This is a genomic window from Lysinibacillus cavernae, from assembly GCF_009724685.1.
In the GTDB taxonomy this organism is placed as follows: Bacteria; Bacillota; Bacilli; order Bacillales_A; family Planococcaceae; genus Lysinibacillus; species Lysinibacillus cavernae.
Window position 1 is genome coordinate 22,585 of the sequence record NZ_WMEF01000007.1, and the last position, 22,246, is coordinate 44,830.

At 38.2% G+C, this 22,246-nt stretch carries 20 protein-coding genes and 1 riboswitch; of the genes, 13 read left to right on the top strand and 7 right to left on the bottom strand.

The genetic code is table 11. From position 1 onward, the window contains the following. From GJU32_RS14425 to GJU32_RS14435, 3 genes are all read right to left on the bottom strand, one after another. Positions 1–1,143, bottom strand: coding sequence for an amidohydrolase (locus tag GJU32_RS14425; protein ID WP_155592658.1), 1,143 nt, complete (start codon positions 1,141–1,143; stop codon positions 1–3). Further along, a complete protein-coding gene (locus GJU32_RS14430; RefSeq protein ID WP_155592659.1) occupies positions 1,140–2,210 on the bottom strand; it encodes an amidohydrolase family protein in 1,071 nt (356 codons plus the stop codon). The genes GJU32_RS14425 and GJU32_RS14430 overlap by 4 nt, the downstream gene beginning before the upstream one ends. Before the next feature lie 63 nt (positions 2,211–2,273). Next, positions 2,274–3,875, bottom strand: a complete 1,602-nt coding sequence (locus tag GJU32_RS14435) for an ABC transporter substrate-binding protein (RefSeq protein ID WP_155592660.1) — start codon at positions 3,873–3,875, stop codon at positions 2,274–2,276. Positions 3,876–4,093: 218 nt separating this feature from the next. On the opposite strand from GJU32_RS14435, the gene GJU32_RS14440 reads away from it, so the two are divergent. The 10 genes from GJU32_RS14440 to GJU32_RS14485 all read left to right on the top strand — a co-directional run bounded on the left by GJU32_RS14440 (position 4,094) and on the right by GJU32_RS14485 (position 13,524). Then, positions 4,094–5,056, top strand: a complete 963-nt coding sequence (locus GJU32_RS14440; protein WP_155592661.1) for an ABC transporter permease — start codon at positions 4,094–4,096, stop codon at positions 5,054–5,056. A gap of 2 nt (positions 5,057–5,058) precedes the next feature. Continuing rightward, positions 5,059–5,925 carry an ABC transporter permease gene (locus GJU32_RS14445; protein ID WP_155592662.1) on the top strand — a complete coding sequence of 289 codons (867 nt, stop codon included), beginning with the start codon at positions 5,059–5,061 and terminating at the stop codon, positions 5,923–5,925. 17 nt (positions 5,926–5,942) lie between these two features. Next, positions 5,943–6,965: an ABC transporter ATP-binding protein gene (locus GJU32_RS14450; RefSeq protein ID WP_155592663.1), complete on the top strand. Its 1,023-nt coding sequence runs from the start codon at positions 5,943–5,945 to the stop codon at positions 6,963–6,965. Continuing rightward, positions 6,949–7,956 (top strand): ABC transporter ATP-binding protein, encoded by a 1,008-nt coding sequence (locus GJU32_RS14455; protein ID WP_155592664.1) that lies wholly within the window; start codon positions 6,949–6,951, stop codon positions 7,954–7,956. Before GJU32_RS14450 ends, GJU32_RS14455 begins: the two co-directional genes overlap by 17 nt. 51 nt (positions 7,957–8,007) lie before the next feature. Next, positions 8,008–8,961 carry a DUF1177 domain-containing protein gene (locus GJU32_RS14460; RefSeq protein WP_155592665.1) on the top strand — a complete coding sequence of 318 codons (954 nt, stop codon included), beginning with the start codon at positions 8,008–8,010 and terminating at the stop codon, positions 8,959–8,961. Beyond that, on the top strand, positions 8,954–10,222 hold the full coding sequence (locus GJU32_RS14465; RefSeq protein ID WP_155592666.1) for a M20 family metallopeptidase: 1,269 nt from the start codon (positions 8,954–8,956) through the stop codon (positions 10,220–10,222). Before GJU32_RS14460 ends, GJU32_RS14465 begins: the two co-directional genes overlap by 8 nt. 133 nt (positions 10,223–10,355) lie before the next feature. After that, positions 10,356–11,117 carry an IclR family transcriptional regulator gene (locus GJU32_RS14470; protein WP_155592667.1) on the top strand — a complete coding sequence of 254 codons (762 nt, stop codon included), beginning with the start codon at positions 10,356–10,358 and terminating at the stop codon, positions 11,115–11,117. A gap of 11 nt (positions 11,118–11,128) precedes the next feature. Beyond that, the gene (locus GJU32_RS14475) at positions 11,129–12,052 is read left to right on the top strand and encodes an aminopeptidase (RefSeq protein WP_155592668.1); all 924 of its coding nucleotides are present in this window, start codon (positions 11,129–11,131) and stop codon (positions 12,050–12,052) included. Positions 12,053–12,296: 244 nt separating this feature from the next. Then, positions 12,297–12,764, top strand: a complete 468-nt coding sequence (locus GJU32_RS14480; protein ID WP_155592669.1) for an NUDIX domain-containing protein — start codon at positions 12,297–12,299, stop codon at positions 12,762–12,764. After that, complete coding sequence (locus GJU32_RS14485) at positions 12,748–13,524, top strand: alpha/beta hydrolase family protein (protein WP_155592826.1); 777 nt, start codon at positions 12,748–12,750, stop codon at positions 13,522–13,524. The genes GJU32_RS14480 and GJU32_RS14485 overlap by 17 nt, the downstream gene beginning before the upstream one ends. 134 nt (positions 13,525–13,658) lie before the next feature. Here GJU32_RS14485 and pckA read toward each other — a convergent pair whose 3' ends face one another. Next, on the bottom strand, positions 13,659–15,245 hold the full coding sequence (gene pckA / locus GJU32_RS14490) for a phosphoenolpyruvate carboxykinase (ATP) (RefSeq protein ID WP_155592670.1): 1,587 nt from the start codon (positions 15,243–15,245) through the stop codon (positions 13,659–13,661). 389 nt (positions 15,246–15,634) lie between these two features. Next, positions 15,635–15,753: riboswitch (SAM riboswitch) on the top strand. Positions 15,754–16,010: 257 nt separating this feature from the next. Here pckA and metK point away from each other — a divergent pair. After that, on the top strand, positions 16,011–17,207 hold the full coding sequence (gene metK, locus GJU32_RS14495; protein WP_155592671.1) for a methionine adenosyltransferase: 1,197 nt from the start codon (positions 16,011–16,013) through the stop codon (positions 17,205–17,207). A gap of 179 nt (positions 17,208–17,386) precedes the next feature. On the opposite strand, the gene GJU32_RS14500 is transcribed toward metK, so the two are convergent. Further along, positions 17,387–17,899 (bottom strand): gamma carbonic anhydrase, encoded by a 513-nt coding sequence (locus GJU32_RS14500; protein ID WP_155592672.1) that lies wholly within the window; start codon positions 17,897–17,899, stop codon positions 17,387–17,389. 132 nt (positions 17,900–18,031) lie between these two features. Here GJU32_RS14500 and GJU32_RS14505 point away from each other — a divergent pair, with 132 nt between their 5' ends. Together GJU32_RS14505 and GJU32_RS14510 are read left to right on the top strand one after the other, a co-directional pair. Beyond that, positions 18,032–18,838, top strand: coding sequence for an alpha/beta hydrolase (locus GJU32_RS14505; RefSeq protein WP_155592673.1), 807 nt, complete (start codon positions 18,032–18,034; stop codon positions 18,836–18,838). A 127-nt stretch (positions 18,839–18,965) separates the two neighbouring features. Further along, positions 18,966–20,474, top strand: a complete 1,509-nt coding sequence (locus GJU32_RS14510; protein WP_155592674.1) for an alanine/glycine:cation symporter family protein — start codon at positions 18,966–18,968, stop codon at positions 20,472–20,474. A 72-nt stretch (positions 20,475–20,546) separates the two neighbouring features. Here GJU32_RS14510 and mnmM read toward each other — a convergent pair whose 3' ends face one another. Together mnmM and mnmL are read right to left on the bottom strand one after the other, a co-directional pair. Then, entirely contained in the window at positions 20,547–21,122 is a 576-nt protein-coding gene (gene mnmM, locus GJU32_RS14515) for a tRNA 5-(aminomethyl)-2-thiouridylate-methyltransferase MnmM (protein ID WP_155592675.1), read from the bottom strand. Beyond that, complete coding sequence (mnmL, locus tag GJU32_RS14520; RefSeq protein ID WP_155592676.1) at positions 21,119–22,075, bottom strand: tRNA modification radical SAM protein MnmL/YtqA; 957 nt, start codon at positions 22,073–22,075, stop codon at positions 21,119–21,121. Before mnmL ends, mnmM begins: the two co-directional genes overlap by 4 nt. Between the last annotated feature and the right edge of the window lie 171 nt (positions 22,076–22,246).

Genomic DNA, 22,246 nt, shown 5'->3' on the forward strand with positions numbered 1-22,246 from the left:
TCACTCCGCTTCGTAATATTTTTGTCCATTTACATAAGTTTGTAGAACCTTTGCTTCGGTTTCAAAAATAGGATGTGACCAAACTACAAAATCAGCATCCTTACCTTTCTCCAGGCTACCAATTCGATGATCAAGCTGTACGAGCTTAGCGGCATTGATCGTAATACTTTTTAAGGCCGTTTCGTCATCTAAACCATAGCGAATTGCTTCAGAGGCACAATACTTTAAGTATTGGATAGGTACAAAAGGATGGTCAGTCATGATGGCAAATGGAATATTGTGCTCTTTAAAAATAGCTGCAATTGCTGGTGTGGAATTACGTGTTTCATACTTAGTTGGTGTTAACATATAGGGACCAATCGTTGCATGAAAGCCACTATTTTTTACTGCATCAACAATCATATAACCTTCTGTACAATGTTCTAAATGTAGCTGTACATTAAATTCTTTGGCAATTCGTATAGCTGTCATAATATCATCTGCTCTGTGGCAGTGTAGGCGAAGGGGCATGTCCCCTTGTAGCACTTCAATAAATGGGCGTAACTCTGTATTTTGGTTTGTTTGTTCCGCTTTTTCTCGTTCATTAAGGCGACTAGCACGTTGGAAGCCATCACGTAAAAGCTGGGCAATGGCCATGCGAGTCATAGGCTTTCTTTTATATTGATTGCCAAAGACGTTTTTGGGATTTTCACCTAAGGCTCCTTTCAAGCCGCTACGTTCTACTAAAATACGAGATGCAAGCGTTGGACCTGCTGTTTTAAGGATGCTCCAAATGCCTCCAATGACATTGGCACTACCTGGACCAGTTTGCACAGTTGTTACGCCACCTTCTAGTGCAAGTTGAAAGGAAAAATGGCGAATATCTACACTATCTAAAGCATGCATAAGCGGTGTAAACGGCTCACTATATTCATTGGCATCATTAATATCTTCTGTTACTTCTGACCAAGTTCCAACGTGTGCATGAATATCAATTAATCCAGGTGTGACATAAGCCCCTTGTAGATCAACTAATTCAGCATTGGGCGGAATCTTTTTGGCTGGACCAATATAGACAATGCGTCCATCTTCGACCCATAACTGTTCAAAAATATCATTCTGTTCATTAACCGTGAGAAACTTTGCATGATGATAAATGATCATTTTGTCAACCCTTCTTCCCGTGCATAAACTTTCTTTCCTTTAATAAAAGTTGCTACTACCTGTGCATCTAAATCTAATGGATGCTTATCCCATATCACAAAGTCAGCAAGAAGACCATCACGAATAGTGCCTGTTTTATGGGCTATGCCAAGGAAGTTTGCAGCACCCGTTGTCAGGGCATAAAGTACATCCGAGCGTGTCATACCTTCTCTTACGGCTAAACAGCCCTCTAACGTTAAATGAGATGTGCTACTAACTGGATGGTCCGTACAAAACACAAACGGAATATGTTGATTTGACAGTTGACGATAGAGTTTTGGCGATAATGCCATCATCTCATTATGCTCTATATACCTAAATGTTGGTCCAGCAATGACCGTATGGAAGGTTGCCTCCTTAAGAAGAGGTATTTCAGTGCCATGAATAACATGAAAGTCAAAAGCTTTGTTAAATTCTTGTTGCAGTCGTTCTATCAGTTCGATATCCACGGCTTTATGTGCTCGTACAATGATTTTCTTAATGGCTGGTTCTTGTTGCTGAATATGTTTTAGTGTTTCTCTTAAAATTCTGGCGATCCCCATGCGTGTTAGTGGTTTTTTCTTTTCAGCAAAAAATGTACTTTTCGCCTGATGACCAATGGAAAAGGAATAAGCAACATCTTTTGAAATGACCATTTCATCAACCGTTGTATGTGTATGATGAATGATAGCCGATTTTGCACCAATCAAGCTTTTAGGGGAGGAAACAATATGTGATGCAGTGATACCATGAGATATAGCTTTTTGAAATGCTGCATCAAAGGGATAAATACCATCTACAACAGAATATTGTAGGTGTGAGTCAAATTCATAGCTATCATTACCTTCCCAACGAATACCTATTTCAGCTAAGCCGATTTGTGAACAACTGTCGATTAAGCCAGGTGTAATATAGAATCCTTCTAAATTAATTTCCGTTTCGCTCGTATTAGAAGAATGGTCGAAGAATTGCCCTTGCACATGAAATGACTGTTTATTAAAGCTACGAGTCTCCGAGTTAAAAACAAGTCCATTTATATATTGAGTCATCGGATCAAATCTCTCCTTATGAAGAGAAAAGCGGAGACAGGAATCTCCACTTTTCTAGTTTAATTATTTTGAAATGGATACATTCGTGCCGTTCGGATGAACAATTTGAACAGAGTTATCAGCAGAAACCTCAAAGCCCTGTACTTTCTTGTTCACACCAGCAACTGTTTGTGTTGCTTCTAATTCAATACGTGGAACGTCTGCTAAAATCAGTTTTAACGCTTCTTGGTATAATTTTGCACGTTCTTCTTGTACCACAGTTTCTGATACTGCACGCTCTAATAATTTATCAACTTCTGGGTTGCTATAGCCTTTACCATTACCTAAAGCACCGATTTGATTTGTGTGGAATAATTGGTATAGGAAGAAATATGGATCTGGATACCAAGTCCAACCACCTATATTCATTGGCGCATTTCCTTTTGCTACTGTATCACTGTAAGTACCCCACTCAAGCACTTTAATTTCAACATCAATATTTAAGTTTTTCTTAAGCTGACTTTGGAAAATTGTTGCATAAGGAACACGTGCTTCTGACACAAAAATTTCTGTTTTGAAGCCATCAGAATAGCCAGCCTCTGCCAGTAATTTTTTTGCTTCTTCAGGATTATATTTTGGTACTAAATCAACTAACGATTTATCATATCCCCATGATCCTGGTGGTAATGGTAAATAAGAAACATCACCGCCACCCCATTGGTTAACACCAGAAATGATTTCTTCAACATTTGTTGCCATATAAATGGCTTCACGAACACGTTTGTCAGCAGTAGGACCTACCTTGTTGTTAAGATCAAGATAAACAATTGATAGTCCTGGATTCGTCAAAAGCTCTAGGTTGCTATCTTGGTTGACGATTTCTCGATTTTGACCTTTTACATCCATTGCGATATCAATATCACCAGAACGTAAAGCATTTGTCATCATATTTTGATCAGAGATAAACTTCATTGTTAAATTGTCAATATTAGGTTTTTCACCCCAATAATTTTCATGATGAACTAAGTTTACTTCTTGGTCTTTTTTCCACTCTGTTAATTGGAATGGTCCTGTCCCAATAAAGTGTTCAGAAAATTTATCGCCCCAACCCTCAATCTCTTCTTTTGGAATAATGATATTACCAGCATCTGTTAGCATAGCTAGTAGGGCAGCATTTGGTGTAGCTAAATGAATTTCCACTTCATAATCTGACAGTACTTTAACCTCTGTGACGCCACTTAAACGATTCATAGCTGATTCTTTAGCAGAACGTTCTAATGAATATTTCACATCCTCTGCTGTCATTTCACGTCCATCTTGGTATTTCCCTTTTTGGAATTTCACACCTTCACGTAATTTGAATGTATAGACTAACATATCATCTGAAACTTTCCATTCCGTTGCTAAAGAAGGAATGATATCAGAAAGGTCTTTGTTATAAACAACTAAAGTATCGCCCATTTGACGCATTACTTGTGATTCATATACCCCTGTATATTTGATAGGGTCAAATGTTTTGGAATTAGCTGAAAGACCAATATTTAATGTCCCACCTGAAGTTACGTCTCCTTCTTTTTCATTTGAAGAATTACTTTTCTCTGTGTTCCCGCCACATGCTGCTAAAACACCAATCATTAAAGTTAAAAAAAATAATCGTAAAGAATTTTTTATGTTTATTTTCTTCATCCTTGCTAGCCTCCTTCATATTTGTTTCACAATATGAACCGTTGATTCAAAAATTGGTAGGTTCGAAATAAAAGTAGCACATTTGTAAAGAGTAAGTAAATACAAAATTATAAAAATTCAGAAAAAATATATTTACAAATAATTATCGCTAGGTGTAGTATTTAGTTATTCACAATATGAACCACTGATTCTAATAATGAAAAGGAGGTCTTAATTAGATGGGCTCATTTATTTTAAAAAGGTTAGTAAACCTAATCCCAACACTGCTAATAGTTGGAATTATCGTCTTTATTATTACGCGGATGATTCCAGGTGACCCAGCTTCAGTAATGCTTGGACCACAAGCAAGTGTGGAAGATGTAGCGAATTTAAGAGAAGAGTTAGGATTAAATAAGTCAATGCCTTCGCAATTTATTTCATATGTAGGAGACTTGGCTCAATTAAATTTAGGATATTCCTATTCTTATAGTGAGTCTGTCATCGGGCTTATTATTGAAAGATTTCCTAATACAGTCGTACTAGCGTTGGCAGCATTGTTAATAGCTGTTGTGATAGGAATCCCTGCAGGAATAGTAGCAGCTAGAAAGCAAAATACAATGATTGATTATGTAGTCATGCTTGTGTCACTAGTTGGTGTATCGATGCCAATTTTTTGGTTGGGGATTATGCTTGTTTTATTCTTTAGTGTCAATTTAGGTTGGTTCCCTGCGACTGGGATGGGGAATATCAGTGATGGATTATGGACATATTTGAAACATTTAATTTTACCAGCATTTGCTTTAGCAACGATACCAATGGCGACATTTGCGCGCATTACTCGTTCGAGCATGCTAGAGGTTATTTCGCAAGATTATATTAAAACAGCTCGTTCAAAAGGTATTAAAGAATATCTAGTTATTGGTAAACATGCATTTAAAAATGCTTTAACACCAATTTTAACGGTATTAGGTATGCAAATTTCCAATTTATTGGGTGGTGCTGTTTTAACAGAGACTATTTTTAGTTGGCCTGGTATGGGTCGATTGATTGTAGATGCCATTGATAAACGTGATTTTGTGGTTGTGCAAGGTACTGTTATTTTCATTGCGTTCATCTTTGTACTTATTAACTTAGTAGTAGATGTGCTTTATAAAGTCGTTAATCCTAAGGTCAATCTAGAATCGGATGGAGGGAAAAAATAACAATGACTCAAGCAATCGTTAATGAAACAAGAAAAAGAAACACATTGTTGCGTAAGTTGCTAAAAAATAAATTAGCATCAATTGGGTTGATTATTGTAACGATGATGGGCATTGTAGCTATTTTTGCCCCATTGATTGCTACCCATCCACCAAATGAAATGATTGTTGGAAAATCATTTTTACCAATGAATACAGAAGGGCATTTACTCGGAACCGATAACTATGGTCGTGATTTGTTTAGTCGCTTAGTTTACGGTACCCGAATATCGATGATTGTTGGTATTGCTGCAGTGTTGTTTGGTGCTGTTTTTGGAACATTATTGGGTCTAGTTGCAGGATATTTTGGTGGTCGTATTGATTCCATTATCATGCGCACAATGGATGGACTTTTCGCATTTCCGTTCATTTTACTAGCTATTACATTAATGACTGTATTAGGGCAAGGACTTGTAAACGTTATTGTTGCCATCGGTATTGCTAACATTCCAGGGTTTGCAAGGCTTGTTCGTGGACAGGTTTTAAGTGTAAAAGAGGAAGAATTCATTGAAGTGACACATTCTTTAGGTGCAACACATAAACGAATTATTTTTAGTCATATATTACCGAACTGTTTAGCTCCTTTAATTGTTTATGGAACAATGAGTACAGCAGGCGCTATTATTTCGGAGGCTGCACTGAGCTTTTTAGGATTAGGCGTTCAACCTCCGACTGCTTCATGGGGCAGTATTTTAAAGGATGGTAAAGACTTCTTAGTATTAAATCCCCAAATGGCGACATTTTCAGGTATCTGTATATTATTAACAGTTCTTGGTATTAACCTTTTAGGGGATGGATTGCGCGATGCATTAGATCCGAAAATGAAAGTTTAATGGAAGGGGGTGGAGTCATGACTGAACGTTTACTAGATGTAGAAAACTTAACAGTAGAATTTAGAAGTAGCGGCTCTACAATGAAAGCTGTCAATGGAGTAAATTTACAATTAAATAAGAAGGAAACACTAGGTATTGTTGGAGAGTCAGGATCAGGAAAAAGTGTAACAGCTACTGCTCTCATGCGTTTAATTCCATCTCCGCCAGGAAAAATAACGAATGGCAAAATCCACTTTAATGGCCGCGATTTAATAGGGATTTCAGAAAAGGAAATGCGTAAAGTGCGAGGAAATGAAATGTCAATGATTTTCCAAGACCCTATTACAAGTTTGAATCCTGTTTTAACAGTGGGCAATCAAATAATAGAAGTGATTCAAGCTCATGAAACTATATCGAAGAAAGATGCTGCTGAGAAGGCTGTTGATATGCTGAAAATGGTAGGTATTCCTGAACCAGAAAAACGATTAAAAATGTATCCACATGAATTTTCAGGTGGAATGCGTCAGCGTGTCATGATTGCTATTGCACTTGCTTGTAATCCAAAGTTACTCATTGCCGATGAGCCAACAACTGCACTAGATGTAACTGTACAGGCTCAAATTCTTGATTTGATGAAAAAATTACAGCAAGAACACGATACAGCAATCATTATGATTACGCATGATTTAGGCGTGGTCTGGGAGCTTTGTGACAAAGTAAATGTCATGTATGCAGGTCGTACAGTGGAGTCGACTACAACAAGACAGCTCTATGAAAACCCCTTACATCCATATACTTGGGGATTACTAGAGTCTCAAATTACGATGGGTACACAAGAGCAACATAGATTGCCAGCCATTCCAGGCAGCCCACCAGACTTAACAATGCCACATAGCGGCTGTCATTTCTCAGCACGCTGCCCTTTAGCAACTGATGTTTGCCGTAGTACAGTACCAGACTTAGTGGAAGTACAGGACAACCATTTTGTAGCTTGCCATTTGCAATCAAAAGATCAAATTGTCGCAAGGAAGGAGGGGATTTTTAATGCAACAGCACAATGAGCTTGTTTTAAAGGTAAGTAATTTAAAAAAGCATTTTCCCATAAAAAGTTCCATTCCTTTTAAAAAATCAACACAATTTGTGAAAGCTGTAGATGGTGTAAGTTTTGAGTTATATAAAGGAGAAACACTTGGTATCGTAGGTGAATCAGGTTGTGGTAAATCGACAGTTGCACGTTTAATTAACCAGTTAATCGCACCAACGGGAGGAATCGTTGAGTTTAAGGGGACAGATTTAGCGAGTTTGAATACGAAGGATATCCGATCAGCTCGAAAATCGATACAAATGGTTTTCCAAAATCCCTATGCATCACTCGATCCTCGTAAAACGATTGAATACCTAATTGCTGAGCCATTGGTGATACATGGTATTGGTGATGAAGCATCACGCAAAAAGCGTGTTATTGAATTACTTGAAACAGTAGGCTTAAGTGCTTACCACGCAAAGCGTCATCCACATGAATTTTCTGGTGGACAAAGACAACGGATTAATATTGCTCGTGCACTTGCACTCAATCCAGATATTGTCGTATGTGATGAACCTGTTTCAGCATTAGATGTATCTGTACAAGCACAAGTTATCAATCTATTAAAGGACTTACAGAAGGAATTTGGCTTAACTTATATTTTTATCTCACATGATTTAAATGTTGTGAACTATATGTGTGATCGAATTGCCGTCATGTATCTAGGTAAAATTGTGGAAATCGGCACATACAAGGAGATTTATGAAAATCCTCAACACCCATATACTCAAGCCTTGTTATCGGCCATTCCTAAGGAAAATCCTTTTGATACAAAGGACCGCATTATTTTATCCGGTGATGTTCCGAGCCCTGTAAATCCACCGAGTGGCTGTGCATTCCACAAGCGTTGTCGTTTTGCTACAGAAAAATGTGCGGATGTCCAACCGATGCTCGATACAGTGACAGCTACACATCAAGTTTCCTGTCACTTATTTAAGTCAATACAGCAAGAAGTATCGACGACTTAACCAAAAGTAAATTGAACAAATTATTGAAGCGCGAAAAGGAGCGGACTGATTATGTCACTGAAGCATGTTATTGAACTATATGAGGTAATGGATAGTATCTATGTAAACGGAGAAGTGATCAAAGAATATTTACACAATATTGATCCAACAGCAGATGTAGAGGTAAAAACTATTAAAGGTGAAAGCGGATCAACCGATTTTGTTCGCGTACTAGTTAAAGGAAAGAACGGGAAATCATCAGGTGGTAATGCACCTACATTAGGGATTATTGGCCGCTTAGGAGGTATTGGTGCACGCCCTGAAATGACAGGGTTTGTATCGGATGGTGATGGAGCACTAGCATGTGTGGCAGGTGCAGCTAAAGCCATTGATATGGCATTAAAGGGTGATCAGGTAGAGGGGGATGTTATTTTCTCAACGCATATTTGTCCAACTGCACCGACTTTACCACATGAGCCAGTGCCATTTATGAATTCTCCAGTGGACATTAGTGTAATGAATGAAAATGAAGTAGAGGAAGCAATGGATGCGATTTTATCGATTGATACAACGAAGGGCAATCAAGTATGTAACCATAAAGGATTTGCGATTACACCGACAGTTAAAGAAGGTTACATATTAAAAATTAGTGATGATTTATTGCAAGTTTATACACAATCAGCAGGAATTTCGCCAGTGGTCTTGCCGATTACAATGCAAGACATTACACCATATGGTAATGGTTTATTCCATATCAATAGTATTTTACAACCATCTGTGGCAACATCAAGCCCTGTTGTAGGTGTGGCAATCACAACAGAATCTGTCGTAGCAGGCTGTGCAACAGGTGCTACACATGTAACAGATGTAGATAATGTTGTTCGTTTTGTTTTGGAAGTTGCTAAAACGTATGGTACTAAAAAATGCTCTTTCTTTGATGAGAAGCAATTTACACATATGAAAACATTATATGGTAGCATGAGTCACTTACAAACTAAAGGAAATGAGGTACACGCACATGAATGATTTACATGCACTCAAACTACAATTAATAAATGAAGTTGAAAATCATCAAGAAGAATTGATTGCATTTTGTTCGAAACTCATTCAAATTCCTAGTGTGAATCCTCCTGGAGATACAACTGAAATTACGGCATTTATTGAAAATTATTTAAATGATGTGGGAATTACTTATCAAAAATATGAAGCCGCGGATAAAATGTTTAACTTAGTAGCTTCTATTGGGAATGGTGAAGGAAAAGAGCTTGTTTATTGTGGTCATACAGATGTTGTACCCGTTGGTGATTTATCTAAGTGGGATTTCGATCCATTCTCAGGTGAAGTGAAGGATGGCTGGATGCTTGGTCGTGGTGCAAGTGATATGAAAGCTGGTTTAGCGGGTGTTATTTTTGCCACAAAGATGTTAAAGAAATTAAATATTGAATTACCAGGGAAATTAACATTAGCGATTGTGCCAGATGAAGAAACGGGCGGCGAATTTGGTGTTCCTTGGCTATTAGAGCGAGGCTTGGTTAAGGGAGATGGTTGCTTGATTGCAGAGCCTTCCTCACCATTAAATCCAACAATTGGACAAAAGGGCTCCTATTGGTTTGAGTTAGAAGTACGTGGGGAACCCGGGCATGGCAGCTTATCGCCATTGGCTGGACGAAACGCCATTGTCGATGCCATCAGAGCTATTCAGGAGATACGTACACTATGGGACATGGAAATTACCATCCCAGAAGAAGTACAACCACTTATCCAGGTATCAAAAAAATACATGCGTGAAGTCGAGAAAGATCGCTTGAAATTTCAAGAAGTTTTAGAGAAAATTACTGTAAATATTGGTACAATTGAGGGAGGTACGAAGTCCAACGTTATCCCCGATTATTGTAAGGTACAGATCGATTGTCGCTTACCGTTTGGTATTACACAAGAAGAAGTAACAGAAATCTTGAAGAATAAATTAGATGGTTTAAAGATTGATTATTCGATCAAACGTTTTGGCTTCAAAAGTGTAGCGAATTATACGCCTGCTGAAAATCTAGTTTGCAAATCGATTGTGGAAAATATTTCATTTGTAACTGGGCAAGAGGCATATGGTGTCATGCAATGGGCAAGCAGTGATGCTCGTCATTTCAGACAGTATGATATTCCAGTTTTACAATACGGCCCAGCTTATTTACCAAGCATTCATGGTTATAACGAAAAAGTGCGTGTTGAGGATATCGTGCGCTGTGCAAAAGTATATATTACTGCTGCCGTTGATTTCCTATATCAAAAGTAAGAGATTAGCTACTCTCTTACTTTTGATAAAGTGATATCAGGTGCTTACGGCTGCTAAATCTGTCGATTATTCCCCCTTAAGCGAGAGAATTGCAGCCGTTTGTACAGATAAATAGATCAAAAGGATGAGAGATATGCTAAAGACGTTAAATTTATCAATTGCAGTTTTGAAAATGTTTACAAAAGAAAAGCCCACATGGGGTGGACGCGAGTTAGCGATGGCGATGGACATGAATCATACAAATTTATATCGCATTCTTGAAACATTTGAAAATAACGGGTTTATCACAAAAGATCCTGTAACGAAAAAGTATTCACTGGGCATTGCGTTATGGGAAATTGGTATGAATATGTATGATTCATTAAATATAGATCAGCTATGTATGCCGATTCTTGACAAACTAAAGGATGTAACGGGTGAGACAGCTATTTTTACAGTCTTAAATGGTCTGGAAGCGTTAACATTGCTAAAAGCAGAACCTGTAAATAAGGTGAAATTTACAGTTTCAAGGGGAAGCAGATCGCCACTTTATGTAGGTGCATCCTATCGTTCTATGCTTGCTTTCCTGAGTGAAGAGCAAATTTCAAAGGTTATTGACGAGCCTTTAACAGCCTATACGAGTAATACGATGACAGATGCCAATGAAATACGTACAGAGCTTGAAAAAATTCGTGAGTGTGGGTATGCACTCAGTAACAGTGAGTATTCTGTCGATGTATTGGCTCTTGCTATGCCTATATTTAATAGTGAAGAACAAGTCGTAGCCTCCATTACGGTTTCTGGACCTATTTATCGATTTACCGAACAACGTGTTCCTGAAGTTTTGGGGTCATTAACTGAGGCAAGAAATGAGATAGAAGGAATTATCCGTAGATATCATTTGAATTTCAATTAAGGAGTCCTATTATGCTACATTTACATGACATTGCACTGAATATTTTAAAAGGTAATTTGAATGTTCAATCGTCAGAAACACTATTAATTCTGACGGATTTTCACAAACAAGACATTGCAAAAATCTTTTATGAAGCCGGGCTGACGATTACAGCAAACACAATGATAATGGTAATGCCGCTGTTAGAAAAATCTGGGCAGGAGCCCATACAGGCAGTTTCGACGCTTATGGCGAATGCTGATGTTACACTCTGTATTACTTCTCACTCCTTAACCCATACAAATGCACGCAAAAAGGCTTGTGAAAATGGCGGGCGTGTAGCGACAATGCCAGGTGTTACATTGGAGATGCTTGAGCAAGGTGCACTTCATGCAGAAGCTCAGGAGATAGAAGATATAGTTGGAAAATACGTTCATTTACTTGATACGGCAAAGGATATTCGCATTGTCAAAGACGGTCATGAGCTAACATTTAGTGTGGAAAACCGTTTAGGAATTCGTTCAACAGGTGTCATTCGACAAGCTGGAGAGTATGGGAATATCCCTTCTGGAGAATCGTATATTGCACCAGTAGAAACATCTGCGAATGGAGAGATTTTAGTGGATGGTTCCATTGCCAATATTGGCGTCTTAAAGGAGCCTTTATTATTAAAAATTTCTAACGGTCGTTTACTAGAAGCAATCGGTCCAGATGGTCCGAGATTACTTGAATTACTTGGAGAAGGTAATGGAAGAATCATTGCAGAGTTTGGAATCGGAGCAAATAAAAGTGCAATCTTATGCGGCAATGTGCTAGAGGATGAGAAAGTGTATGGTACAATCCACATTGCATTCGGCAGTAATGTTCCATTTGGTGGTGCAAACGCAGCTGATGTTCACATTGATTGCGTTGTAAAAAGCCCAATTGTTTATTTTGATGGTCAGCAAGTTATTTAAGGAAAAGCGTGTCTTCGTATGAAGCGCGCTTTTTTGTTTGCTTTAGCTAATTGTAGTTTAGAGTTGCTTGTCTTTGTAGGATTACACTATAGTTAAAATAGATCTGCGAGATGACAGTATACTACGATTTGCATTTAGCGTTCCGTCAAAATCGGAATTAAAGATAGACGGTGTCCATAAAATAGGAGCATTGAATGAAAGTGTGGCTTCTGTATTCATCAAGAAAGAATGTGAGGTTGAAATGATGTTAACATTTACAGATTTACATGGCCTACAAGTAGATTTGAGTTTTACGAGAGGTGAGTTTGAAATAGAGCCCAAGCATGTCCTTGTTTTCTTAAAGCATGAAAACAAATGGTTATGCACCATCCATAAGCGACGTGGTGTAGAAGTTCCCGGAGGCAAATTAGAGGAAGGTGAAACGTTAGAAGAGGCTGCAATTCGGGAAGTATTTGAAGAGACGGGTGTCCGTGTAAAAAATCTTCAATGGTTCGCAGAATATGCGGTTTATGATGAAATAGTGTTTTGTAAATCAGTTTTTACTGCACAATTTGCAGGGCAAGAGGATATTGAATTTGATTTAGAAACATCAGGCATGGTTTGGCTAACTGATGAAGAATTTACCCATCATCCTAATTTAAGTTTTCATATGAAGGATGAAGGAATGAAGAAAATGCTGGAGGAGTTGAAACATGGTGGCAAACAATGGTGATATCGTTGAAAAGCGTGCTTATCCTTCACCAAATCCAGCAATACGCTTAACTGAAATAACTTATATATCTCAAGGCTTACGTATAAAAGGACTATTAGCTGAGCCAAAAGCAGAAGGTACATATGATGGCTTTTTATATTTAAGAGGAGGCATGCAAAGCATTGGTATGGTAAGACCTTCACGAATTGCCCAATATTCGGCACAGGGCTTTATCGTTTTTGCCCCTTACTACCGTGGGAATCGTGGTGGGGAAGGTCGAGACGAGTTTGCAGGGGCAGATCGTTACGATGCTGTCTACGCGGTAGATGTACTAAAACAATTTTGTAATGATAATGTACATGTTTTTGGTTTTTCTCGTGGGGGAATTATGGCACTCTGGACAGCCATTTTGAGAAAGGATATTACCTCTGTCGTGACTTGGGCCGGTGTTTCTGACGCAACAGCAACCTATTGGGAACGTACAGATATGCGAAGGATGATGAAGCGTGTTATTGGTGGGACACCAAATCGTGTACCAGAAGCTTATGATGCAAGAACACCGCTTTTCGAGGTAGAGCATATAACAGCTCCGGTGCTTATCATTCATGGCTATCGCGATGAGAATGTGGATATAGAACATGCGAGACAACTGGAGTTTTTTTTAGAGGATGCTAAGAAAACATACGAAACATGGTATGATCCTAACTACGCACATCAATACCCACCTGCAAAAAATCGGGAAACAGTACGGGCTCTTTGCAAATGGATGAAGAAACAATAAGATATATGAAAAAATCCCTCCTTTGTTAAAAGTAATTTGTATTTTCTTGTCCTCTATATCCAACTATACTAGCTACCACTAAAAGTAAAGAAAAAGAGAACGAATGAAATCGTTCCCTTTTTTATATCTAGTGTTTATTTTAATGGACCACCAAGTGTTGTGATGGCTTCAGAAACGTTTGAGAATTTCTTGAAGTTTTCATTGAATAAGCCTGCAAGTTCTACAGCTTTCGCATCGTAAGCATCTTTATCAGCCCAAGCTACACGAGGGTTTAACACTTCTGATGGAACACCTTCAATTGCTGTTGGAATGTGTAATCCAAATACAGCATCTTGTGTTGTTTCTACATTCGCTAATTTACCATCGATTGCAGCACGTACCATTGTGCGTGTGTAAGAAAGCTTCATACGGCTACCAGTACCATATTCGCCACCAGTCCAACCAGTGTTTACTAGGTATACTTGTGCACCATGTTCGTCAATTTTTTGACCTAACATTTCTGCATACACCGTTGCTGGAAGTGGAAGGAATGGAGAACCGAAGCAAGTAGAGAATACTGGTTCTGGCTCTGTTACACCACGTTCAGTTCCTGCAAGTTTAGAAGTGAAACCGCTTAGGAAGTGATACATTGCTTGCTCTTTTGTTAATTTACTGATTGGAGGTAATACGCCAAATGCATCAGCTGTTAGGAAGATGATTGTTTTTGGATGACCTGCAACAGATGGATCAACAATATTTTCGATGTATTGGATTGGATAAGCTACACGTGTATTTTCTGTTAATGAACCATCATCATAGTTACAAATACGAGTTTCTGGATCAACAGCAACGTTTTCTAAAACCGAACCGAAGCGGATTGCATTGTAGATTTCTGGTTCTTTTTCAGCAGAAAGATTGATTGTTTTTGCATAGCAACCACCCTCAATGTTGAATACACCATTATCAGACCAGCCGTGTTCATCGTCACCGATTAACTTACGATCTGGATCAGCTGATAATGTAGTTTTACCAGTACCAGATAGACCGAAGAATAATGCCACATCTCCAGCTTCACCAACGTTAGCTGAACAGTGCATTGAAAGGATACCTTGTTGTGGTAATAAGTAGTTCATGATACCAAAAATAGATTTTTTCATTTCACCAGCATATTCTGTACCACCGATTAAGATGATTTTCTTTTCAAGTGATACAATGATGAATGTTTCAGATGCAGTACCATCAACTGCAGGATCAGCTTTAAAGTTAGGAGCTGAGATGACAGTGAAGTCTGCAACATGAGATGTTAATTCCTCTTCAGTTGGACGGATAAATAATTGATGAGCAAAAAGATTGTGCCAAGCGTATTCATTTATCACTTGGATGCTTAATTGAGATTCTTTGTCAGCACCTGCAAAACCTTTGAATACGAATAACTCGTCACGTTCTTTTAAATATTTTACTACTTTTACATATAAGTTATCGAACACTTCAGAAGAAATCGGTTGGTTGACTTTACCCCAGTCAATTTGCTCTTTTGTACTTTCTTCTTCTACCGTATATTTATCTTTAGGTGAACGACCAGTGTATTTGCCAGTTTCTGCACGAACTGCGCCATCTACTGTTAACATTGCTTCACCACGAGATGTAGCTTTTTCTGCTAATTGTGGTACTGAAAGTTGAACATTAATGTTACCGCCGTTTAATAATTCCTTCAGTTCGTTTGCAATTTCTACTGAATTCATCGATTAAATACCATCCTTTTTTATAGTATTCCCTTGATTTTGAGGGATTTTTTCTTAATTTCAAAAATAGTATAACACAATTGCTTAAATAATCTATACTAATTAAGAAATTATTTTAGAGTTTTTATCACTTTTCAATAAACTGACAAAAAATAATGTTTTTCGAGTAGAATCCAATCAATCCTACTGTAAATAGGCTTAAAAATTGAGCCACACATATGTTACCACAAGAAGCCATGTATATTGTAGGGATTAATTTTCTTCTATTTACATCATCATCCAAGTATGAAAAGTTTTTGTTTAATCAGTTCCTTCCTTTCTATACAGTAATACATTAGAAAATATTTGACAACGTTCGACCTTTTCAGTAACATAAGTTTGAACGGATACTCTTATCCCGAGCTGGTGGAGGGTCAGGCCCTGTGAAACCCGGCAACCTGCATGAACTATTTCACGACATGCGTTGGTGCCAACCTGATGCAAGGGATTATCCCTTGAACGATAAGAGTGAAAGGTTATGAAGTCATTATTCCTTTCCTCATGTACAGTAACGTGAGTAAAGGATTTTTTTATTGTAAAAAATCAATGTAGAGGTAAGTATATGTAGTTCTTTCCTTATTATAATGACGGATCTTTCGAAATCCTCGTGTTGAAAGCAGCAGTAACGGCTTGAGAGTTCAATCCTTAGGAGCGGACTTGACATGGGTAATGAGTACCGTATTCATACACAACTACTTTTTGTAAGCGTAATAGGAGGAAAACCAAATGACAAACCGTCGACTGTTTACATCAGAGAGTGTAACAGAAGGACATCCAGATAAAATTTGTGACCAAATCTCGGATGCCATTTTAGATGCTATTTTAGCAGAAGATCCAAATGCACGTGTAGCGTGTGAAACAACTGTAACAACAGGATTAGTATTAGTAGCAGGAGAAATTACAACTTCTACTTATGTAGATATTAAAGGTATCGTTCGTGATACTGTAGCAGAAATTGGGTATACACGCGGTAAATATGGCTTTGATGCTGAAAACTTAGCAGTGCTTGTGGCTATTGGCGAACAATCACCTGATATTGCACAAGGTGTTGATCAGGCGTTAGAAGCCCGTGAAGGCTCTATGACAGATGCTGATATTGAAGCAATTGGTGCAGGTGACCAAGGCTTAATGTTTGGTTATGCTTGTAATGAAACACCTGAGCTAATGCCATTACCAATAAGCTTAGCGCATAAATTAGCACGTCGATTAACAGAAGTACGTAAATCAGGTGAATTAGCTTATTTACGTCCTGATGGTAAAACACAAGTTACAATCGAGTATGATGACAATAATGTGCCTGTACGAGTGGATACAATTGTTATTTCCACACAACATGATGAAGAAGCAACGCTTGAACAAATCCAATCAGATTTGAAAGAATTTGTTATTGCACCAGTTGTGCCAAGTGAATTATTAGATGCTAACACGAAATACTTTATCAACCCAACTGGTCGTTTCGTTATTGGTGGGCCAAAAGGGGACGCTGGTTTAACAGGACGTAAAATCATTGTTGATACATACGGTGGTTATGCACGTCACGGTGGTGGTGCATTCTCTGGTAAGGATGCAACAAAGGTAGACCGTTCAGCAGCATATGCAGCACGTTATGTAGCAAAAAATATCGTGGCAGCTGGCTTAGCAGAACGCGCTGAGGTACAACTTGCATATGCGATTGGTGTGGCTCAACCTGTATCTATTGCTGTTGATACATTTGGTACTGGAAAAGTGAAAGAAAGCGAGATTGTAGAATGGGTGCGTGAATTATTTGATCTACGCCCTGCAGGCATTATTAAAATGCTTGATCTTCGCCGTCCGATTTATAAACAAACTGCAGCGTATGGTCATTTCGGTCGTACCGACTTAAATGTACCATGGGAACAAATTGATAAAGCAGATGCACTACGCGAAAAAGCACGTCTATAAACTATTGAGCTAAAGTAATGAAGTCGTTAGTAAATTATTCTAATGTACTATTATAGGAAGGGGCAGTATTGCCCCTTTTGTTTTTTACAAAAAATACCTCGCAATAATTCGTGAACTTTTTAGTTGCACGAAAACGCGAGGAATTTTTTTCGTTACTATTGCGTTTTTGTAAATGTTGTTTACTTCTGAAGAGATTTATAATACTGACCTTTTTCAGCATATTCGCGTACGATGCGTTCCATATCCTCTTTATCTTCAGCATTTAATTCACGGACCACTTTTGCTGGGCGACCTAATGCTAAACTATTCGGAGGAATGATTTTACCAGGAGGTACAAGGCTTCCTGCTCCAATGAATGCACCCTCTCCAATTTCTGCACCGTCTAATATGATGGAGCCCATACCAATTAATGCATTTTTGCGGATCGTACAACTATGTAAAGTTACTTGGTGTCCAACTGTTACCTCATCTTCAATAATTAGTGGGTATTTTGGGCTTTGGTGTAAGCAACAAAGATCTTGGATACTTACACGTTTACCAATAATTGTAGGGGAGACATCGCCACGAATCACAGTATTAAACCAAATAGTTGTTTCAGCACCAATTGTTACATCGCCTGTAACAGTTGCGTAATCAGCAATAAAAACAGACGGATCGATCTTTGGCATTTTATCTTTAAATGGATAAATCATGAAAATCGCCTCTTTTCTTTCTATAATGTAGTATTATCGTATCAAATACGCAACTTTATGGAAATATAAAATTAAAATGGGCTGTTTATCGATATAATTAAAGTGTAATTATTTTTTAGGAGGACTATGTGAATGTGGAAATGGGAAGCTGATGGACAAGCAAAGGCTGTGATTGCTATTCTTCATGGTGCATATGAAAATCACCGTTGGTATGCATGGCTTATAGAGAAATTAAGATTGGAAGGCTTCCACATAGTCATGGGGGATTTACCTAATCATGGGGTGGATGCAAGGTATGCCCGTGTTCATGATGAGGATTTCAAATTATATAATAAGTATACAAGAAATCTGATTGAGAATGCTTTTTCGTATAATTTACCAACCTTTTTAATAGGGCATGGACTTGGAGCTACATTAATTCTTCATACAATGCAAAAGAAACAATATGAGTGTGCAGGAATTATTTTGACATCACCTTGGTTGCAATTAAAGCTACTACCAGGTAAATTATCGAATGCTTTAACGAGTCTAAGTGCCTTGACAGCTAATGTCAAGTTGACACATGATATAACATTTGAGATATTAACGCGTAGTGTAGAGGGTAGAGAAGAAATAAAAGATGACATACCATTCATGTCTGTCGTTTCAGTGAAATGGTATCGAGAGCTTCAACATATGATGAAGAATTTAGTCATGCTACCTAAGGGTGAATTTCCCAATATGCCTATGTTAATCATGACTGCTGAGAAAGATAAAATTACCGAAACTCGACAAACTCGAAATTGGCTTCATCAACAAGAGTTCACAGAGTTTCAGTTTAAAGAGTGGGCAAATTGTTATCATAATTTATTTCACGAAGTAGAGCGAGAAGAGACTTTTATGTATATTCGAGATTTTATCAATAATGCTCTCCGAAGAATCGGTTATATAATTGAATAGGTTCTAACCCTTCCATTTACTAGGATGCTTACTTAAATATTGTTACTTGAAAATAATGTTGTAATTTTCTGAAAAGTGTAATACTATAATGACTTAAAGTAAGGTATTTTCAAATTGGAGGGGTAAAATGGAGGTAATCGTTAGCAAGTTAAATGGTATTTTATGGGGACCGTGGTTTATTTATGGTATCTTATTGATTGGGCTATTTTTCTCAATCATCACAAGGTTCCTACAAGTAAGACACATTAAAGACATGTTTGTTTTAATGTTTAAAGGGGAGAAATCGGAAAAGGGGATTTCATCTTTCCAAGCAATGTCGATTGCATTATCAGGTCGTGTAGGTACTGGTAATATTGCTGGTACTGCGACAGCAATTGGGATGGGGGGACCTGGTGCGGTCTTTTGGATGTGGGCAATCGCCTTCATTGGTGCAGCTACCGCGTATGTAGAGTCAACATTGGCGCAAATCTATAAAGAAGAGAAAGATACGGAATATCGTGGTGGACCGGCCTTTTACATAGAAAAGGGAATGGGCCAAAAATGGTTTGCAGTTATTTTCGCTGTAGCGGCGTTGATTGCGATGTTAATTTTAATGCCGGGTGTTCAATCCAATGCCATTGCAGGAGCTGTTGAAAACGCTTTCGGTCTGGATACATGGATTACAGGACTGATTATTGTCGTGTTATTAGGTGCTATTATAATTGGAGGCGTTAAATCAATCGCAAATGCTGCCCAAATTATTGTACCGTTTATGGCGTTAGCATACATTATTATGGCTATTATTATTATTGTTATGAACATTTCAGAGGTACCATCAGTCTTTGCCCTAATTTTCTCAAGTGCATTTGGTGCACAAGAAATTTTCGGAGGCATTATTGGTTCTGCTATCGCATGGGGAGTGAAGCGTGGAATCTATTCCAACGAAGCTGGTCAAGGAACAGGGGCACACCCTGCTGCTGCTGCGGAAGTATCGCATCCTGCTAAACAAGGGATTGTACAAGCAGCGTCTGTGTACATTGATACATTATTAATTTGTTCAGCTACTGCATTTATGATTTTATTTACAGGTATGTACAATGTACAAGATGAAAAGGCCGCTGAAGGAGCAGATCCTTTTATCCATGTTGGGGAATTCAATAGTGGTGGATTAGCAGGCGATGAACAAATGACATTTGCAAAAAGTATTGAAGCGGGTGCTACCTATACACAATATGCAGTTGATTCATCATTACCTGGCTTTGGAGCAGCATTTGTAGCAATCGCGTTATTCTTCTTTGCCTTTACAACGATTATGGCCTATTACTATATTGCGGAAACAAATGTCGCCTATTTATTCAGAGGTAGCACGGAAAAGATTTTCATATGGGTTGCGAAAATAGCCATTTTAGTTGCAGCATTTTATGGTACAGTCCGTACGTCTGACCTAGCATGGGCAATGGGTGATGTGGGCCTTGGACTAATGGTATGGATTAATGTTCTTGCCATTTTAATTATTATGAAACCAGCTATCGTGGCATTAAAAGATTACGAGAAACAGAAAAAAGAAGGGAAAGACCCTGTCTTTGACCCTCGTAAACTAGGCATTAAAGGTGCAGATTTCTGGGTTGATTATAATGAAAAACGTAATAATAAATAAGTAAAGAAAAAGGCTATCTATTAGTTTCTATAAAACTAGTAGATAGCCTTTTTTGTTGTAACCAAATTGAGTTTACATAGGGTATTCTTTCATTTTTTCCAAAGCAATGATGAATGGTGGATCGTTTTGCTGATTAAGAAATTCATATTTTAAAACATGTACATTTTTTTGTGGAAGCTGACTCACATAGTCAATGACCGTATCGCGCTCTTCTTTACCACCAGGATGCCCGTGATAAATGACAAGAACGATCAAGCCACCAACTTTCAGGAGTTTTAATAAGTCCTGGATAGCTTGGATGGTTGTTGTTGGTTTTGTGATGATGTCATGGTTACTACCAGGTAGATAGCCAAGATTAAAAATTGCCGCAGCTACTGGCTTGTGTACAAATAGAGCGACTTCTTCATGGCCTTTATTAAGGACAAGTGCACGATGCTCTAATCCATGATCTAGCAGTCGAAGAAGTGTAGAATCTACTGCCTCTTTTTGGACATCAAAGGCATAGACTTGTCCTTCATCCCCGACAAGCTGTGCTAAAAACAGCGTATCATGGCCATTACCTGCAGTAGCATCAACAACCGTGTCTCCCTCTTCAATACTATCTTTTAATAGTTGCTGTGCATATTGTAAAACACGTTGTAGTTTCATTTTGTAACCTCAGTCGTATATAACTTTCCCTGCCAGCTGCCACGACGTTCAAGTTCAGAATCAATGCCATTTAACACTTCCCATTTATTTACACTCCACATTGGTCCAATCATTAAATCGATAGGACCATCACCTGTGATCCGATGAACAACCATTTCTGGCGGTAAGATTTCTAATTGATCAGCCACTAGTTTTGTGTACACGTCCTGATCTAAAAATTCTAGCATCCCTTTTTCATATTGCTTCACCATAGGTGTCCCTTTTAGCAGGTGGAGCAAGTGGATTTTGATGCCTTGGACATCTAGCTTAGCCACTTCTCGTGCAGTTTCCATCATCATGTCATAGTCTTCAAGAGGAAGACCATTAATAATATGAGAGCAAACACGAATACCATGCTTACGCAGTTTTTCGACCCCTTCGACATAAGTAGCATAATCATGTGCGCGATTAATAAGATTCGCTGTTTTCTCATGTACTGTTTGAAGACCTAATTCAATCCACAAATACGTACGCTCGTTTAACTCGGCTAAGTATTCTACTACATCATCTGGTAAACAATCAGGACGTGTAGCAATTGAAAGACCTACAACCCCTTCTTGCGCTAAAGCAGCCTCAAACTTTTCCTTTAGAACTGGCAGTGGGGCATGTGTATTTGTATAGGCTTGGAAGTAGGCCATATATTTTCCATCCTTCCATTTTTGATGCATTTTGTCTCGAATTTCAGCAAATTGGACATCAATTGGATCAACCTTGTTACCCGCAAAATCACCAGAGCCTGCAGCACTGCAAAATGTACAGCCACCAAAAGCTACTGTACCATCACGGTTTGGGCAATCAAAGCCTGCGTCTAATGCTACTTTAAATACTTTATGACCAAATTGATCACGTAAATATCGATTCCATGTATAGTACCTTTTCCCTTCTGAAGGAAAAGGAAAATTCGTTTCTGTCATGTTATTTCACTCCTCTAACACTATATTTTATCATGTGCTTTTCGTTCCGTCATGGGGTAAGGTTTTCTCATGACTTGGATGATGATTTAGTTGATAGAAAATGATAGCTAAATACCGTGTAAATAACTGAGGAGGAATTGTAAAAAGGGTAAAATTATTTTCCTTGTACTT